Below are 16,719 nucleotides of genomic sequence, written 5' to 3' on the forward strand. Positions count from 1 at the left end.
GAAGTGTATCATCGCCCGGTCAATTCCCTGTCGAATCGCGGTGCCCTTCCCGATGCGTAAATTCCTGCTGATCGCCGCCGTAACCTTCGCTGTCTCCGGTTGCGGCATCCTGTACAAACAGCCGATCTACCAGGGCAACCTGATCGAGAAGAGCAACGCGGACCAACTGGCGGTGGGCCAGAGCAAGCAACAGGTCGTCGCCCTGCTGGGCACGCCCTCCATCGCCGATCCCTTCCATGCGCAGCGCTGGGACTACACCGCCTCCGAACGCACCAACCGCCGCGGCAGCATCGAGATCAAGAACCTCACGGTGTTTTTCGAAGGCGACGTGGTTTCGAAGTGGGAAGGCGAATACTTCCCTGAAAACGATGTGCAGCTGTCCAAAGATGTGCGCAAGTTCGGTCCGAACCTGGCCAAGGACAAGAAGAAAGGCGGCTCCCGCCGCCGCTGAGCCTCAGCGCTTGGCTTTCGATGCGCGCCGGCGGCGCGCATCCTTGGGATCGATCTGCAGCGGCCTCAACAGCTCTATGCGATCGCCCTCATGCAATACGGTCGATGCTTCGGCGTTGACGCCGAAGACCGCGTAGCCGTCCACATTCTCGACCTGCGTCCAGCCCGCCTTCTCCAGAGCCTGCTGCAGTGTGGCGTTTTCGGGCAGATCCAGCGTCACGGCCCGGTGCCGGCGCGGCCACGCCATGATCAGTTCGACCTTCATCATTCGCCCCGGTCGGCGACCCGCACGAAATCGTCCACCATGCGGTCCGCCAGCCCCTGGAATCCCAGCGCGATCGCCGGGCCCAGCAGACGGTTGTTGGGATCGAATTCCAGCGTCAGGGTGACTTTGCTCGCGCATTCGTCCAGCGCATGGAATTCCCAGCGGCCGTGCAATTTCCGGAACGGGCCGTCGACCAGGTTCATGTCGATGCTGTGCGGGCGGTCGAGCGTGTTTTCGGTGGTGAACCAGGTGCTCAAGGCGCCCAGCCCCAGGTCCAGCCGCGCGACAAGGCGGTCGGGGCCGGACTCGATCAACTCGGCGGCGCTGCACCAGTCGAAGCGCCGCGGGTAGGCGGCCACGTCGTTGACCAGTTCGAACATGCGGGCGGTGGAGTGTTCGACCAGGGCGCTGCGGCGGATGGTTTGCATGCGTTGACGGGACTCTTTATGGGACAAGCTCGCGTGCACTTCCCCCATCGGCGACAATAGCGCCATGGCGAAGAAACCCGGCAAGGATAAAGCAAACAGCACTGGCACGATTGCGCAGAACAAGCGCGCGCGCCACGAATACCACCTCGAGCAGCATTACGAGGCCGGCATGGCGTTGCAGGGCTGGGAGATGAAGGCCATCCGCGCCGGCCGCGCCAACATCACCGAGGCCTATGCGGTGGTCCGCAATGGCGAGCTGTTCCTGTTCGGCGCGCAGATCACGCCCCTGATCCAGGCCTCCACCCACGTGGTCGCCGACGATCGCCGCACCCGCAAGCTGCTGCTGCATAAACGCGAGATCGACGTGCTGATCGGCAAGGTGGAGCGCGACGGCTACACCATCGTGCCCACTTCGCTCTACTGGAAAGGCAACAAGGTCAAGGCCGGCATCTCCCTGGCCAAGGGCAAGCAGACCCACGACAAGCGCGAAGCCAGCAAGGACCGCGACTGGGCGCGCGACAAACAGCGCGTGATGCGCCGCCACAACCGCGACGCCTGATTTTTGTAGGAGCGGGTCCTGCCCGCGACGGGCGTTACCGGCAAAGCGGTCGCGGGCAGGGCCCGCTCCTACAACATCAGGTGGAAGCCAGCATCTGGATCATGTTGGGAATGCCCTTGCCCTGCATGTAGGGATCGCGTCCGATGTCGGTGCAGTGGTTCAGCACTATCTGCTTGACCCGGTCGGGGAAGCCGATGACCTCCCGCCGTACCGACAGAAAGCCCGCGATCAATCCCGACACATGCGGCGCGGCCATGCTGGTGCCGCTCATCTCCACCATCCAGGTGTTCGGGTCCGACGCCTTGAACCCGTAGTGCGCCGAAATGATCTTTTCGCCGGGCGCCACCACGTCGGGCTTGTGCCGGCCATCGGCGGTAGGACCCCGCGAGGAAAAATAGGAAACGCCGTAGCTGTGCGGATTGCCTTTGTGCACCGAACCCACCGCGATCGCATCCTCGAGGTTGGCCGGATCGCCGATGGTCATGTCCATGTTGGCCGGGTACGACTCGCCGTCGTTCTGCACCAGCCAGGCCAGGCCTTCGTTGCCCGCGGCCAGCACCACCACCACGCCCTGCCGCCACAGACGCCGCAGTTCGTTGCATAGCGGGGTGAAGCCGCAGCCGTAGCTTTCCGCATCGAAGTATCCGCCCAGGCTCAGGTTCATGCCGTGGATGACCAGCTCCCCGGCGTGGTCGTTGATGTCGGCCACCTGTTGCACCGCCTTGATGATCCACGAGTCGCGGCCGTTGCCGTCATCGTCCAGCACCTTGAAACCGTACAGCTGCGCCAGCGGCGCGATGCCGGCGAAATCCACCTTTTCCTTGCCGTCGCCCGGCAAGGGAGCGCTGCACTGCCCTGCGATCACTCCCGCCACGTGCGTGCCATGGCCGTTGCGGTCCAGCTTGCTGAAGGCCACGCCGTCGGCGCGCAGCAATTTCCTCGGCTTGCCGCGCACGGTGCAATCCCACTGCGCCGCCACCACGTCGCGCTTGCCCTTCTCGTAGAAATGCGGGTGCCCAGCGGCGATGCCGGTATCCAGCACTGCCCAACCGATCTTCTGTCCCAGCGCGCGGTAGGCCGTCTGCGCGGCGTCGGCCTGGATCACGCTGCGCGACTGGTTCAGCAGCGCGCGCTTGCCCGCATCGCGCCACAGCCGCTTGAAACTCAAGGTCTGGTAGTCGTTGCGCAGCGATTCGATTTCGAAACGGGTCAGTTTGGCCGAAACGAAACGCTGCAGGTTGTCCTCCAGGTAGATTTCGTCGTCCAGCGCCTGGTTCCTGAGCTTGGTCGTTTCCGAAGCCAGGCCGCGTATGCGCGCGACCAGCGCAGCGCGCGCTGCCTCGCGACCGCCCTCGCCCGCCGGCAGCTTGTCGAGCTCGATCAGCACTTCATGGCGATGCTCGGCGCCGTTGGCTTCCAGCTGGTCGGACAGATCCTTGATGAGCACGGTGTTGGAAACCGGCTGGTCGAAACCCACGCCCACCACTTCGCGCACTTTGGCGCGCACATGCAGATTGGAAAGGTAGCCGGAACCGGAATGCGGATTGCGCGGACTGTCGGTATTGACGTCGGCGCCTTGCAGGTTGGAGAAGCGTTGCCCGGGATTCTCTATGTCGTCGGTCAGATTGCCGTCCAGCGCGACCGGATCCTGGCGGTCGGCGACGTTGTACCAATGGCGCACGCAGGACGGGAACGGCAGCTTCTTCTTGCCGATCGACTGCTTGAACATGCTGCGGACGCTGGGCAGGCCGAGCGGCGAGCCGATGGTGACGAACAGCGCCACGTCGTATTTGGCCGGGTCGAGTTTGCGCAGCACTTCGTAGGCGATCATCGAGCCCTGACTGTGGGACACCACCACGAATGGCCCGCCACCGGATTCCATACGGTCCAGCAAACTGCGCTCCATCGCCCCGCGCCGCGTCTTGTCGAAGAAAAAATCATGCACGTCCTGCAACAGGGCGGCTGAGATCAGTTTGAGCAGGATTTCATTGACCTTATCCAGCAGTCCGCGCTTGCCGGGGCCGCGTTGCGGCGTGCCGGTCGCGCCCATCTCCTCAAGCATGGCGTGCAGCATTTCGCTCTCGGCGGGCGTACCGGCCAGCGCGTCGGCCAGTTCGCCCAGGTCGCGGCGGCTGGGCGCGACACCCAGCGCGCTCAGCACGCGCTGCTCGGCCTGATTGATGGTGGGGCCCTGGTCGCGGTCGCCGCAGGTGCCTGGCTCCGGAGTCGGATAACGATTGCGATTGACCCAGTACGCCAGCCGCGTGCGCTCGCCCATGCCGCGTCCGAACAAAGCCTTGTCCCATTGGCAGCGCAGGACCTCGGCGGTCGGCTTGTTGCCGATGCCATGGATGTAGATGACGGTCTTGGCCTCGCCCTGGGCGGCCGCCATGAAATCGGAACGCTGCAGGGCGTCGGACTTGGCGGACTTCGCTGGGGCCGCTTTCCTGGCCTTGGCCAGTGCCTTCGCCTTGGTGGTCGTCTTGCCCGCTGTTGCGACGCCGCGTGACGCCGGGATCCGTTTGCCGCCTTTCTTTGCCGCCATGATCGATCCTCCGCTCTCCACCGGAAACGCATTCCCACCGGGCCCAGGGCCATCGGCGCGGAAAGCGATGAAGCAATGCTAACCAGCGCCTGTCGCAGAAGTTGTGACCCGGGTCCATCGCCCCTACACTGGGGGTATCAGCAAGATCTGATTCCCGGGGATGCACTGGCTTCGACGGGGGTTGCGAAATTGCCTGGTGCATGCCGAGGGGGCGACTTTCCTCGTTAATCCAGTAGCAAACTTCTAGTTGCCAACGACGACAACTACGCTCTCGCCGCTTAAGGCGTAAGCCCCGAACCCACTTGTGCCCGTGCTCGTGGATGTAGGGTCATTATCACGGAACCGGCTGTGACGGCTGCCTGTCAGTCACGGCTTAACCAAAACAGGCTGGTCACCGGGTGCGCTTTGCGTGCCGTGCTGCCCGGGGGCGAGATCTAACGGAACGCTAAGCATGTAGTACCGGGGATGGAGTGCCTTCGGACGCGGGTTCGATTCCCGCCATCTCCACCATATACTGGTGGCACAGCAATTAAGCCCTTGATTTTAAAGGGCTTTTTTGTTGTCTGCGATTTCCTTCCCTACGAACCTTCCCCACTATTTCAATGGATCAGCTTGCTTGTGATCCATGCCTGCACAGCCTTCTCTGACCAGACAGATGCGCCACCAAGCTTCACCGGCTTGGGAAAGTCCTTTGTCTGGATTCGATGGTAAAGAGCGGACTTGCTCAATGCTGTCGCCTCTAGAACGTCGTCCTTCTTGAGGAACTTGTCAGGGCATGGGCACGGCACATTCGCCGAGATATCAACTTGGGTTTCTACGGTCATGCAACAATCCTCCTAGTAATGATTGGGGCTTCCTACTGGTAAGCCCCTTCGGTTTTCCATCGCCCACAGTCGAACGTCCACCCGATGTCCTGGGTGCGCGTATGCAGGTGTAGTGCGGCTCAGAGGAGCCGGTTACGCAGCTTGTGCGATTTGCACTTTTCCGGCCCGTTGAGAGCGGACCCTTCCCCAACTACCGTGACCTATTACGGACGGCTGTTCTATCTCAGCCCCGGCACTTTTGAGAGCCCTTCTACGGGCATCGGGTACTAACCAAAAACCCTTGGGGTTCCTGTCCCAATTCGCAGCCAGCATTTCGGCAGGTGTCAGGCAGCTCCTCGGAACCCCTGTTCCGAATTTGCCCATTCTGTGCTTGTCGAACCCCCTCACGTCGCTAAAGAACTCGCCGCAGGCTGTGCATTCGCACCTGCCTCCTCGTAAGGCAGGCATTAGCGAGCCCGCTTCTTGTTGTAATCGAGAGCGTTGTCAATGCGACGCCAATCCTTGTTGATTGCGTCATGCATTCCCAACTGGGCAAACAACTGATGCTTGGTTGCCAGCACGTCAACTAAATCGTGACTAAGGGACAACTGCCCTTGGTACTCACGCTTCACTAGGAGATCGCCCTTACCCTTCGGCACGAACAGTCCGCCGTATGGCAAGTCGTCGGAGGGCAGGATGATCTGCTGAGGCCAATCATGCTCCTGGGGAAATCGCTTGAATGTCAGCTTCCTCTCTCGCTTCAGCCACTCTAGCGCTTGGTAGGCCTGCTCTAGGGTTTCCGCCCCCTCCACGTCTTCATAAATTGGAAGCGCTGCTATGAAACCTGTTAGGACCTTTCCTCGTAGGTCTGTGCCCGCAACATTTAGAAGAACATCGGCCACGGTCGAGGGGTGGCGAGCCGGGATTCTCGTTTGCTCCAACCTATAAGCGCCGAAGCCCTGTGCATTGAAGTGATCCTCAACCGCTGCCCAAACTATGACTTCCTCATCCCGAACGCGGCTTGCTACGGTGTCATCTTCAAGGTCGAACCTTTCTGACTGAGTTTTCCATGTTGCTACCCAGTGCTGTCCGCTTTCTGCTTTCCTCACTTATCTGCATCTCCTTTAGTTTGTTCGTCGAACGTTTTTAACTGCTGCCTTGCCAGCGCTAAAGCTGGGATGGGGTGGTCTGTCCTGAGCGCGTTGACATAGAGCAGGAACAGCCGATCCTCAAGCGTCACTCAGCTTCCTCCTGGCGTTCGTTCTCGTCACCATCCCCATAAATGCCGCCCTTACCGCTCGGCTGCTTAACCAGTCCGAGAGACTTAGCAACGTTGACTTGTGTTGCGTGCCATTCGGCTTGGAGCTTTGTGGGGTTCTTTGGCAACGGGGTAATCGTGTACGCGGTCGGTTGTCCGTTCTGCGCTGCTACGCGCTGTTTAACAGTCTCCCACTCGGTACGTAACGCTGAGCGCGGCGAGCCGTGCAAGCGGAACGGTTTGGGTTGGTTCAAATCTGTTTCTCCTTCTGAATTGCGGAAATGATTTCGACAACCGCGTCACTAATGACCGGAAGTCGGGCTGGAGTTGGTGGTAAGCGGCGTCTAGTGCCGTTGGCGAACTTCACAGAGCGGACGTACTTCGGCTCTAAGTTCATTGCTGTTGCGATCTGATACGGGGTGAACCCGTCACTCACGTGCCGCATTATCTCTGCACGGATTCTTGCGTCGTACTTCTCCCGCCTGTCCCCTTGAGGGGCGGGGCTGTTACTCACACTGCTTTGCAGTAGTCACTCCTTTGCGTGGCTTAGGAAAGACGTTTCTTCCCTTATAAGAACATTATACCACAATTGCGTATAATGTCAATACCGCATCTACAATCTATCTATATAAATCAATTAGATACAACTTTACATAATATTCTCGCTTAGCTGTAATTCAGCCTAGCCTCGCAAGTAACAGCGACACGGAGCTTCTCCCCCACTTCCCGCCACGGGGACTAGGCATGGATCGAGCATTCAACCCGTCCGCTACAGCTGCAAGCGTTGTTGCTCCCTGTGACCGTAAATCCTCAATCACCTCCTTCAATCCCTGTGCTCTGGCCTGAGCCAGGTGGGAGGCTGCCTTTGTGCCAGCTTGATTGCCTCTCCCTGCCCTTCGTAGTGCTGCTGCCCCGTTGGGATTGCCAAGCCGAACTCCCCGCGTCTTAGCCGCAGCTAACGCTTCCTTAGTCCGCTTAGAGATTGCCTCTCGCTCCTGCTGAGCAACAAGCGCCATGATGCCTATGGTGAGGTTGTTAGCCTGGGGCATGTCGGCTGCTACGAAGCGAACGCCACTCTCTTGAAGGCTTAGGAGGAAGGCTGCATTCCTGCTCAAGCGATCCAACTTCGCGATCACCAGGGTTGCATTTGTTAGACGGCACTGCTTGAGCGCTTTCATAAGCTCTCTGCGCCCGTTTCTAGAGCCGCTCTCTACTTCGGTGTACTCACCGAGCACAGAGCCCTGCACGGCTGCTACGTAGGCGTCTACGGCGCTCTGCTGCGCCTCCAATCCGAGTCCGCTCCTGCCTTGTTTATCAGTGGATACACGACGATAGATCACCAACTTTTGTTTCTGCATTTCCAATTCCTCGCAACGTTCGATAGCTGGAAGTGGACAGCAGAAAACAAGGGGTTTCAAGCATTATCAGCTGATAAAACAACCGCCTATCGGGTAGTTGAACCAGCGCGAGAGCCACGGCTGAAAGCGATCACTCAACGTCACGAGCGACAGAGATTGTGAGGGTCAGAGATGAAGTGTTTGGGGATGGGAAAAGCAGTGCTGTTGCAGGGGGTACCCCGGGGGGATAGGGGGTATGCGTAGGGAGATGGACTCGACCTACACAAAATCTCAAAAAAAAATACCAGTTTCCAAAGGCTTACCCACAACGTAGACAGCCAAAGGGCGTAGATATCACCGATAAAGATGGATTTTCAGAGCAAGGCAGCTTTGCTTGCAGCACTAGCTGCATAGGTAATTCCATGTGGCAACCATGGCTGTAGGTTGCCCCAACTCCCTTCGGTGTCTTTCCTCTCACCTCAGAACCCGAACTTTCAGCGCTTCGCTTGGTGGCCATGCTCTCCTCGAAGAGGGAAGCCGCATATGTCCCAGCCTACGGCTTAGGGCTGGGACAAAGGCGAGAATCTCGAAAGAGATTCGAGCTATCACCCTCTCCCTTTCCCCTCAAAGGGAGGGAGAGGTTTAGCTTCATTCGCAGTGGTCATGCCCCGCACTGCTCACCCAATCAAGATCAAGATCCAGAGCTTCCAAACCTACTGGATTTGAGAAGCTCACCCCCTTGTGGGGTGTTGGGTAAGTCAAGAGCACTCTTTAGATAAAAATATCTTAAAGCTTTTAAAGCTATAGCTTTTAAGATGATCTTTAAAAGCTAAAAGCTTTTGTTTTTAATCTTTAAGAGCTTTTGCTGTTGCTTTTGCTTTTAAGCTGAGATCCAGCGGCTACCGCCTGCCGCTGGAGATGCCCTCCAACCCCCAAGGGTTTTCGCTTCACCGATTGGCGGGGCGCTGCTACATGCCGGGGTGCACTTTTCAGGGCTGTCTGACCCTACCCGCACCGCTGGTATACCCGAGCCCCTGCGTGGTCGTTCTACTTCAGCCCCGGCACCTCTCAGGGCTATCTCAGATCCATCGGTTGCCGCGCCGTTGCAGGTGGCCCGGATGGACGGCCAGGAAGACCGGTAATTAATCAATGAGAATTGCTCTCATTAAACTGAGATTTGAGGCCCCTGACAGGCTGGCCGGTAGGTTGGGCTATCCAAGCCCCTCGGTGCCTCTTCTACTTCAGCCCCGGCAGTAACCAGAGGCATTCTGGAAGCTGCTTCTCGCCCTCACGGTCGGCTGCTCATTGGGGGCAGTGCTTCCCTTTCACTTTTACTTCCAACTTGTCCGCAAACTTTCGGGCAATCGCCTCTGCGCCGCCACCAAAGTTAACAAAGATCTTCTCTTCCCAGAGCTTCTTGCCGTTGGGGGCGTAGCAGACGACCCGGCCTGTCTCAAAAGCTGCGTCGGTGTCTAGTTTGATTTCTATAACCCCTTTTGCTTCTCCTGACTTGGCTAGAGTTAGCGCCTGGAGCAGCGAACCTTCGTGATAGGCAACTTCGTCAGCAAGCACGGCTCCTATCTGAGCGGCCGCCCACGGGTGGTTGGGGTCAGGCACCACTAGCACCACGTCGTCCTTCGGTCGGACCTCTTGGCTAAAGCCGTGGAAGCCCACCACACAGAGCAGGATCAATAGTAAATATTTCACAACACCCCCACTCTGCTTTAGCTGGATTTCGCTAGAACAGCATACTGCAAAGGGGATAGCCCTCCGAGCGAATGGTGAGGCCTGGAAAGGTTATACCGCACACGCCAGTCTTCGAGCATCCGGCCTGCCTCGGCAATCGAAGTCAACAAGTAGCGGTCAAGCACCTCTTGCCGCATGGTGAGGTTGAAGCGCTCCACAAGGACATTTTCGGTAGGAGATTTTGGACGGATGTAGACCCTTCGGACGGCAGCGGCCTTTGTCCAAGCGATGTAATCATGCCCTTTAAACTCCATACCGTTATCGCTCCGGATTGCCTTGGGAACTCGCCCAAGCACGGAACCGCGAGGTTCCGGCTTTTCGTTTTCCGGCGGTCGCGCCGCGATGGAGCGCCTAACCCAGCGGCAGGACCGATGGCGGCTCACGGTCCCAGTCGGGCGCTTCGCCGAAGCGTTCGCCCAGGAAATCCAGGAACGAGCGCACCAGCGTCGGCATCTGCCGGCGTGAAGCGTAGACGCCGTAGATGCCCATCGGCGGCACTTCGTAATCCGGCAGCACCGGGATCAGTTCGCCGCTGCGGATGAGCGGCGCCAATTGATAGGTCGGCAGCATGGCGATGCCGGCGTCGGCGCGCACCGCCTGCAGCAGTACGCTCGCCTCATTGGCGCTGATGCTGCCGCCCACCGCCACTGCGATGTCGCGCCCGTTGCGGCGCAGCTGCCACAGGCTTTTGCCGACGAAATGATGGGTCAGACAGTCGTGCCGGAGCAGGTCCTCGGGCCGCTGCGGGGTGCCGCGTGCGGCCAGATAGGCAGGCGTGGCGCACAGCAGCGAACGGCAGACCGACAGCCGGCGCGCGATCAGGCCGGGATCCGGTTCGTGGGTGATGCGGATAGCCAGATCGATGCGTTCCTCGATCAGATTGACGGTACGGTCCACCATCAGCATGTCCACCCGCACGCCGGGAAAGCGGGCGATGTAATCGGCTACCGCCACGGCCAACTGGCTTTGTCCGAACGAGGTGCTGCAGGTGATGCGCAACTGGCCGCGCGGCGAGGCATCGGTGCTTTCGCCGACTGCCGACTGGAGATCCTCGCCGAGTTCCAGCAACCGGCGGCAGCGTTCCAGCGCCTGCTCCCCTGCGAAGGTCAGGTTGATGCGCCGGGTGGTGCGATGGAGCAGCCGCGCGCCCAGCCAGCCTTCCAGCTCGGTCAGATAGCGGGTGACCATCGCCCGGGACATGTCCAGCGCATCCGCCGCCGCGGTCATGCTGCCGCGCTCGGCGACTTCGACAAAGACGGTCATGGCGGTCAGCCGGTCCATTATTTGATCGATCCACGCAACAAATAAAGTACTTATACGGGGTTTTTCGCGCGATTTCAGCTCACTAAAGTGCCTCCATCCCTCAACACTGGAGTGCTCCATGAAAATCGCCCTTATCGCCGCCACCGGCAAAATCGGCCGTCACATCGCCCAGCAGGCGATCGCCCGCGGCCACGAGGTCACTGCCATCGTCCGCCGCGATGCCGGCCTGCCCCCTGAATTGGCCGGTGCCCGTCTGGTTATTGCGCCGTTGGACGATCACGACGCGCTGGTTGCGGCTATCCGGGGCAACGACGTGTTGGCCAGCGCCTATGGTCCGGCACCCGGGGCTGAGGCAGCGCTAAGCGGGGTTGCCGACGAGCTGATCGCCGCGGCGCGCGACGCCGGCATCCGTCGCCTGGTCGTCGTAGGCGGCGCAGGCAGCCTGGAAGTGGCGCCCGGCACGCAACTGGTCGATGCGCCGAATTTCCCGGCGGCTTACAAGCCGGTCGCCCTTGCCCATCGCGATGCGCTGAAGCGCTACCGGGCTGCCGACGATCTGGACTGGACCTTCTATTCGCCTGCCGCGGAAATCGGCCCGGGCGAGAAGCGCGGCGTCTTCCGCAGCCAGGCCAACGCGTTCCTGGCCGATGCCGACGGCAGAAGCGCCATCAGCTACGCCGACTACGCCGATGCCTTCGTCAGCGAAATCGAACGGCCCAGATACCCGAAGCAGATAGCCACCGTCGCGTACTGAAAGCACCGGTAGCGACTCCATCGCGAGAAGTTCGAACCAGCCCTATCGCACACGAAGGAACAATCATGAAAACGAACATGAAGCCTCGCTCCCTGCTTGCGGCCTGCAGCGCAGTCCTCGCCCTGACCCTGGGCGCATGCGACCGCCAAGCGGCTCCCGCCGCTGCAACCGATGCGACCACCACGGCTGCGGAAATCGCCGAACCGGCCGCCCAACCACTGACGACCGAAATCTACAACCCTGGCGAGAAAGCGATCTTCGCCGTGACTTCGGTGCTGGTCAGCGGCGCGAAGGACGCCGTCCTGATCGACGCGCAGTTCTCCACTATCGACGCGCAGAAAGTGGTGGACCTGATCCGTGCTTCCGGCAAACGGCTGACCACGATCTATATCAGCCACGGCGATCCCGACTTCTATTTCGGTCTGGAAACGCTGAAACAGGCATTCCCCGAAGCGAAGATCCTGGCCACCCCGCAGACCATCGCGCATATCAAGGAAACCAGCGCGGGCAAGCTGGCCTACTGGGGACCGATCCTGGGCGCCGGCGCGCCGAAACAGGCGATCGTTCCCGAACCATTGGATGGCGACAGCCTGGATCTGGAAGGGCGGAAACTTCAGATCGTCGGCCTGGACGGCCCTACCCCGGACCGCAGCTTCGTGTGGATTCCCTCGATCAGGACCGTCGCCGGCGGCATTCCGGTGCTGGCCGGCGAGCACGTGTGGATGGCCGATACGCAGACTCCGCAATCGCACGCCGACTGGCTGGCCACGCTGGCCAGGATCGAATCCCTGCAGCCGGTACGGGTGATCCCCGGACACTTCGCGCCTGGCGCGGCGCAAGACCTGCAGGCAGTGCGTTTCACCGCCGCTTACATCAAGGCCTACGACGAGGAGGCCGCCAAGGCCAAGAATTCGGACGCGCTCATCGCGGCCATGAAACGGCGCTACCCCACACTGGGCGCGCTGCCGTCGCTGGAACTGAGCGCCAAGGTCAGCAAGGGCGAAATGAAATGGCCGTAATCGCGTCATAGTCAACCGTCGGCCGGCGACGTTGGAAAGTTCCGGGAGATGGGTCGCGAAGGCGGCCCATCTTCGTTGCATTCCGGTTTCGTGGGCTGCGTTGTGGGCGCTTAGAATCGCGTCACGCCAACAGGGATCCAATTGCGATGAATGCCCGCTCCGAAATGCAGAAGATGCTGGCCGGCGAGCTCTACGACGCGGGCGATACGGAGATACAGACCGCGCAAGCCGCCGCCAAGCACTGGATGGCGCGCTACAACGCCGCAGCGGACCAGCCCGCTTCGTTCCGTCGCGAACTGCTTCGCGAACGTTTGGCGGCCGTGGGCGATGGCGCGGTCATCCGCCCGCCGTTCCATTGCGACTACGGCTTCAACATCCACCTGGGCGCAGGCGTATTCCTCAACTTCAATTGCGTGATCCTGGATGTCGTGACGGTGACCATCGGCGCCAGGACCCAGATCGCGCCGGGCGTGCAGATACTGACCGCCGACCACCCGCGCGATCCGGAAACCCGGCGCACGGGGCTGGAATTCGGCCGCCCGGTGCGTATCGGCGAAAATGTCTGGATAGGGGCCGGCGCGCTGATCCTGCCGGGGGTGACGATCGGCGACGATGCCCTGATCGGCGCCGGCAGCGTGGTGACGCGCGACGTGGCCGCCGGCGCTACGGTGTTCGGCAATCCGGCGAGGGCCAAGCCGCAATGAAAACGGGCCGCTTTCGCGGCCCGTTTCATCAATACAACCGAACGTCGTGGCTTACGAACGTAGCGGCAACACGCGGATTTCGACGCGGCGGTTCAAGGCACGGCCCGAATCGGTGTCGTTGCTGGCCACCGGCTGGGTTTCGCCGAAGCCGACGATTTCGAAACGCTCGCGCACCAGCCCCTTGCCGATCAGGTAATTGCCCACCGAATTGGCGCGTTGCACCGACAAGGTCTGGTTGGCCGCATCGCTGCCCACGCTGTCGGTGTGGCCGGACACCTCGACGATGGTCTGGTTGTATTGGGCCAAAGTACTGGCGACGTTATCGAGCGCCGGATAGAACTGCGGTTTCAGGTTCGCCTTGCCGAAGTCGAAAGTAACGCCATCAGGGAGATTGAGCTTGATGACATCGCCATCGCGGCTGACCTCGATTCCGGTTCCCGCGGTCTGCCGGCGCAGCTCGGCTTCCTGACGGTCCTGATAGGCGCCGATGGCGCCGCCGGCAAGGCCGCCCACGCCCACGCCGACCAGCGCGCGCTGACGCCGTTCGGTCGCGTTGCCGCCGCTCAGCAAACCGGCCACTGCGCCGATACCGGCGCCGATCAGCGCGGCATTGCGGGTGCGGTTGGGATCGTTGGGATCGTTGGTCTGCCCGGTGTAGGTGGCGCAGCCACCCAGGGTGAGGGTGGCGATAAGCGCAGCTGCGGTGGCCTTGATTGCGTAGGTCTTCATTCGACTTCTCCTGTCATGAGGGACCGTGTCCCCTGGGTGGTTCAGAGTCCGCAAGCTACCTAGCCTGTGATGTCTGCTGGATAAAGCGGAGTGAAGAAAACGCAAAACGGAGTTGATCCGTTCAGTTTGAGGCGACGGTCAGAGCGGCCGCCGCTTCCGAATCCAGACTCCTGTCCCAGTTGCCCATCAGCGCCAGATACAGCAATTTCTCGAACTCCGGACCGAAACGCTGGATCACCGCGTCCGGATCGGGAACCAGCTTGGCGTCGGCGATCAGACCGAAATGCACGCGGTTGTTGTAGCTCATGATGGAAATGCCGATGCCGATAGAGCCGGTCTGCGGTACCCAGAACATCATCTCCCGCATCTTGCACCCGCCCAGATACAGAGGCTGTTGCGGGCCGGGAACATTCGTCGCCACCGCCGTGGCCTTGCGGCTGAAAAGCTCCAGCGCGACCCCCTGCACCGCCGTTGGCGCCATTCCCAGTGCGGCGAGAAGTCCAAATGCAACAATGGCTTGCCTTGAATTCTTCAAGTCATTCATACATTGAGCGACACGCTCCACCCGCCGGATCGGGTTGTCCTCCCCGACCGGCAGCTCAAGAAAGACAAGACCGAAGTGGTTGCCCAGTTTCTTGGCGTGTTCCAGCGGGCGCAGGTTCACCGGCACTGTGGCGCGCAAAGTCACTCCTTCCAGATCCTCGCCGCGTTCGATCATGTAGCTGCGCAGCGCGCCGGCCGCCGCCGCCATCAGCACGTCGTTGACAGTGCAGTCGCAGGCGCGGCCGACCGCCTTCACTTCATCCAGATCGAGCGGTTCTGCCCAGGCCACGCGCTTGCTCACGCCCAGCTTGCCGCGGAGCATGGTGGGCGGATCGTCGGACAGCGCCAGCGCCGCCAGCAGTTCGCGGCCGATCTCGCCGCCCTCCTTGGCCAGCATGGTGGCCAGGGTCGGGTCGCGATATATCTCCATGCCTTTGTCCAGCACCTTGCCGCCGATCTTCATGTAGCGGTCCATGGCGCCGACCCGGCGCACGACTTCGGCGCCGTCCTGCTTGAGCCAGGCGGCGCGCAGCTCGCTGCTTTTCTCGGGCTTGCGGGTGGTGTCGGTCAGCGACAGCAGTACCTGCACCAGGGCGATGCCGTCGGCGTAGCTGTGGTGGATGCGGGTGACCAGCGCCGAACCGCCGCCGTACTTCTCCACCAGGTGGAACTGCCAGAGCGGCTTGGATTTGTCCAAGGGCGTGGACGCCATCTGGCTGACGAAGCGCTCGAACGCCTTTTTCTCGGATTTCTTGTCGCTGCGGCCCGGCAGCGCGGTCATGCGCACATGCCAGTCCAGGTCGAAGTGCTCGTCTTCCAGCCAGGCCGCGCCGGCTGGCGTATCCACCGCCTTCTGCAGGAACCGCGGATAGGCCAGGAAGCGCTTTCTGATCACTTTCTTCAGCGTTTCGAGCGTCATCGGCTCGTCCAGCATCAGCACGCCGGTGATCATCATCGGGTTGGTGGGACGTTCCATGTGCAGCCACGCGGTATCGACCCGCGACATGGGTTCCTTGCGCGGCTTGCGTGGCGCTTTCGTCGTTGCCATCGTTTTCTCCTCTCCCGCGCCGAGTGAAACACGCAGCGACGAAGGGCGTCAACGCAGCTTGGAAGGCCAGGCGGGAAGCGTTATGCGACGACGGCGCCGCCTGCAAGGTACTCGCGCGGTATGCGCTGGTTGAGGCCGGTCAGGATTTCGTAGGGAATGGTGCCTGCGGCCTGCGCCACCGCTTCGCAGTCGATCGCCGCATCGCCCTGCCGCCCGATCAGCACCGCTTCGTCGCCGTTGTAGGCGGTACCGTCCGGGCCGATATCGACCATGAACTGGTCCATGCAGATGCGGCCGACGATAGGGTACCGCTGCCCGCGCACCAGCACCTGGCCGCGCGAGGACAACGCGCGCGGGTAGCCGTCGCCGTAACCGATGGGAAGCGTGATCACGCGGGTATCGGCGCTGGCGGTCCAGGTAGCGCCGTAGCTCACCGTGCGGCCCGCCTTCACTACTTTGAAGTAGACCACGCTGGACACCAGCGACAGCGCCGGTTTCAGCGCCACAGTAGCGCGCGAGGCCGGGTCCGGCATCACTCCGTACAGGGCGATGCCAGGGCGCACCATGTCCAGCCAGGTTTCCGGGAAATGCAGCACACCGCCGGAATTGGCCAGATGGCGCAGCGGCATCGGCGCGCCGATCCGCTCGAAGTGCGAGCAGGCGGCCAGAAAGCGCTGCAACTGCATGGCGGTCATGGCAGAAGAAGGATCGTCGGAACAGGCAAGATGCGAATAGACGCCCTTGACCGTGCACCAGGACGAAGCCGCCGCCGCTTCGATGAACGCCGCCGCGCTCTCGCTGTGCACGCCGATGCGTTCCATGCCGGTATCGATCTTCAGGTGGATCACCGCCTTGCGGCCGATGGATTGGGCGGCCTGCTCCACCTGGCGAAGCTTGTCGATCGAGGAGACGGTCACTTCCAGATCGTGGATCAGGAACTGGGTCACCTGCGGGGCGTGGATGCCGCCCAGCACCAGGATCGGCACCCGCACTCCCGCCCGACGCAGCGCCAGCCCCTCTTCCACGAAGGCGACGCCCAACTGGGCGATGCCCTGCGCTTCGAGGTGCAAAGCCACGGGCACCAGGCCATGCCCATAGGCATTGGCCTTGACGATGCCCATGACCGGCACGCCGGTGCGGCTGTGCAGCGCTCGCAGGTTGTGGGTCAATGCGTCGAGGTCCACGCGGATGCGCGTGGGGCGGTCGCTGGCTTCGGTGCGATACAGGTTGGCTTGGCCGGGCACGGCGGTCGTAGACGGTTCGGACAT

At 61.4% G+C, this 16,719-nt stretch carries 19 protein-coding genes and 1 other RNA gene; 6 read left to right on the top strand and 14 right to left on the bottom strand.

Annotated features, from left to right (window positions below; translation table 11 throughout):
- Positions 1-52 precede the first annotated feature (52 nt).
- Entirely contained in the window at positions 53-451 is a 399-nt protein-coding gene (locus tag CSC73_RS02735) for an outer membrane protein assembly factor BamE (protein WP_163838890.1), read from the top strand.
- A 3-nt stretch (positions 452-454) separates the two neighbouring features.
- Here CSC73_RS02735 and CSC73_RS02740 read toward each other — a convergent pair whose 3' ends face one another.
- Positions 455-715 (bottom strand): RnfH family protein, encoded by a 261-nt coding sequence (locus CSC73_RS02740; RefSeq protein WP_163838891.1) that lies wholly within the window; start codon positions 713-715, stop codon positions 455-457.
- Positions 715-1,143 (bottom strand): type II toxin-antitoxin system RatA family toxin, encoded by a 429-nt coding sequence (locus CSC73_RS02745; RefSeq protein WP_093280074.1) that lies wholly within the window; start codon positions 1,141-1,143, stop codon positions 715-717. The genes CSC73_RS02740 and CSC73_RS02745 overlap by 1 nt, the downstream gene beginning before the upstream one ends.
- 64 nt (positions 1,144-1,207) lie before the next feature.
- Between CSC73_RS02745 and smpB the strand changes: the two genes are divergently transcribed.
- The gene (gene smpB, locus CSC73_RS02750; protein WP_163838892.1) at positions 1,208-1,702 is read left to right on the top strand and encodes an SsrA-binding protein SmpB; all 495 of its coding nucleotides are present in this window, start codon (positions 1,208-1,210) and stop codon (positions 1,700-1,702) included.
- Between the two features lie 76 nt (positions 1,703-1,778).
- On the opposite strand, the gene CSC73_RS02755 is transcribed toward smpB, so the two are convergent.
- Positions 1,779-4,247, bottom strand: coding sequence for a S8 family peptidase (locus CSC73_RS02755; protein WP_425502261.1), 2,469 nt, complete (start codon positions 4,245-4,247; stop codon positions 1,779-1,781).
- A 156-nt stretch (positions 4,248-4,403) separates the two neighbouring features.
- Between CSC73_RS02755 and ssrA the strand changes: the two genes are divergently transcribed.
- Positions 4,404-4,757: a transfer-messenger RNA gene (ssrA, locus tag CSC73_RS02760) on the top strand.
- Positions 4,758-4,846: 89 nt separating this feature from the next.
- On the opposite strand, the gene CSC73_RS02765 is transcribed toward ssrA, so the two are convergent.
- The 8 genes from CSC73_RS02765 to CSC73_RS02795 form a co-directional block, all read right to left on the bottom strand.
- Entirely contained in the window at positions 4,847-5,071 is a 225-nt protein-coding gene (locus tag CSC73_RS02765) for a helix-turn-helix transcriptional regulator (RefSeq protein WP_163838893.1), read from the bottom strand.
- A 132-nt stretch (positions 5,072-5,203) separates the two neighbouring features.
- Positions 5,204-5,518, bottom strand: a complete 315-nt coding sequence (locus CSC73_RS18620; protein ID WP_425502262.1) for an FDXHR family putative zinc-binding protein — start codon at positions 5,516-5,518, stop codon at positions 5,204-5,206.
- On the bottom strand, positions 5,518-6,159 hold the full coding sequence (locus CSC73_RS02770; RefSeq protein ID WP_163838894.1) for a hypothetical protein: 642 nt from the start codon (positions 6,157-6,159) through the stop codon (positions 5,518-5,520). Before CSC73_RS02770 ends, CSC73_RS18620 begins: the two co-directional genes overlap by 1 nt.
- A 127-nt stretch (positions 6,160-6,286) precedes the next feature.
- Positions 6,287-6,562 (bottom strand): hypothetical protein, encoded by a 276-nt coding sequence (locus tag CSC73_RS02775; protein ID WP_163838895.1) that lies wholly within the window; start codon positions 6,560-6,562, stop codon positions 6,287-6,289.
- A gap of 423 nt (positions 6,563-6,985) precedes the next feature.
- Positions 6,986-7,666 carry a recombinase family protein gene (locus CSC73_RS02780; RefSeq protein WP_163838896.1) on the bottom strand — a complete coding sequence of 227 codons (681 nt, stop codon included), beginning with the start codon at positions 7,664-7,666 and terminating at the stop codon, positions 6,986-6,988.
- A 1,281-nt stretch (positions 7,667-8,947) separates the two neighbouring features.
- Positions 8,948-9,352, bottom strand: coding sequence for a hypothetical protein (locus tag CSC73_RS02785; RefSeq protein ID WP_163838897.1), 405 nt, complete (start codon positions 9,350-9,352; stop codon positions 8,948-8,950).
- A 17-nt stretch (positions 9,353-9,369) separates the two neighbouring features.
- Positions 9,370-9,645: an integrase core domain-containing protein gene (locus tag CSC73_RS18625; RefSeq protein ID WP_163838898.1), complete on the bottom strand. Its 276-nt coding sequence runs from the start codon at positions 9,643-9,645 to the stop codon at positions 9,370-9,372.
- A gap of 97 nt (positions 9,646-9,742) precedes the next feature.
- Positions 9,743-10,672: a LysR family transcriptional regulator gene (locus tag CSC73_RS02795; protein ID WP_163838899.1), complete on the bottom strand. Its 930-nt coding sequence runs from the start codon at positions 10,670-10,672 to the stop codon at positions 9,743-9,745.
- Between the two features lie 100 nt (positions 10,673-10,772).
- Here CSC73_RS02795 and CSC73_RS02800 point away from each other — a divergent pair, with 100 nt between their 5' ends.
- From CSC73_RS02800 to CSC73_RS02810, 3 genes are all read left to right on the top strand, one after another.
- Positions 10,773-11,408, top strand: a complete 636-nt coding sequence (locus CSC73_RS02800) for an NAD(P)-dependent oxidoreductase (RefSeq protein ID WP_163838900.1) — start codon at positions 10,773-10,775, stop codon at positions 11,406-11,408.
- A gap of 65 nt (positions 11,409-11,473) precedes the next feature.
- The gene (locus CSC73_RS02805) at positions 11,474-12,427 is read left to right on the top strand and encodes an MBL fold metallo-hydrolase (RefSeq protein ID WP_425502263.1); all 954 of its coding nucleotides are present in this window, start codon (positions 11,474-11,476) and stop codon (positions 12,425-12,427) included.
- Positions 12,428-12,573: 146 nt separating this feature from the next.
- On the top strand, positions 12,574-13,131 hold the full coding sequence (locus CSC73_RS02810; RefSeq protein ID WP_163838902.1) for a sugar O-acetyltransferase: 558 nt from the start codon (positions 12,574-12,576) through the stop codon (positions 13,129-13,131).
- 51 nt (positions 13,132-13,182) lie between these two features.
- On the opposite strand, the gene CSC73_RS02815 is transcribed toward CSC73_RS02810, so the two are convergent.
- The 3 genes from CSC73_RS02815 to alr all read right to left on the bottom strand — a co-directional run bounded on the left by CSC73_RS02815 (position 13,183) and on the right by alr (position 16,719).
- Complete coding sequence (locus CSC73_RS02815; protein ID WP_093280067.1) at positions 13,183-13,860, bottom strand: YiaD family glycine zipper/OmpA-like lipoprotein; 678 nt, start codon at positions 13,858-13,860, stop codon at positions 13,183-13,185.
- A gap of 121 nt (positions 13,861-13,981) precedes the next feature.
- Positions 13,982-15,451: a WS/DGAT/MGAT family O-acyltransferase gene (locus CSC73_RS02820; protein ID WP_163838903.1), complete on the bottom strand. Its 1,470-nt coding sequence runs from the start codon at positions 15,449-15,451 to the stop codon at positions 13,982-13,984.
- Positions 15,452-15,531: 80 nt separating this feature from the next.
- Positions 15,532-16,719, bottom strand: coding sequence for an alanine racemase (alr, locus tag CSC73_RS02825; RefSeq protein ID WP_163838904.1), 1,188 nt, complete (start codon positions 16,717-16,719; stop codon positions 15,532-15,534).

It is taken from the genome of Pseudoxanthomonas sacheonensis, assembly GCF_010093305.1.
In the GTDB taxonomy this organism is placed as follows: Bacteria; Pseudomonadota; Gammaproteobacteria; order Xanthomonadales; family Xanthomonadaceae; genus Pseudoxanthomonas_A; species Pseudoxanthomonas_A sacheonensis.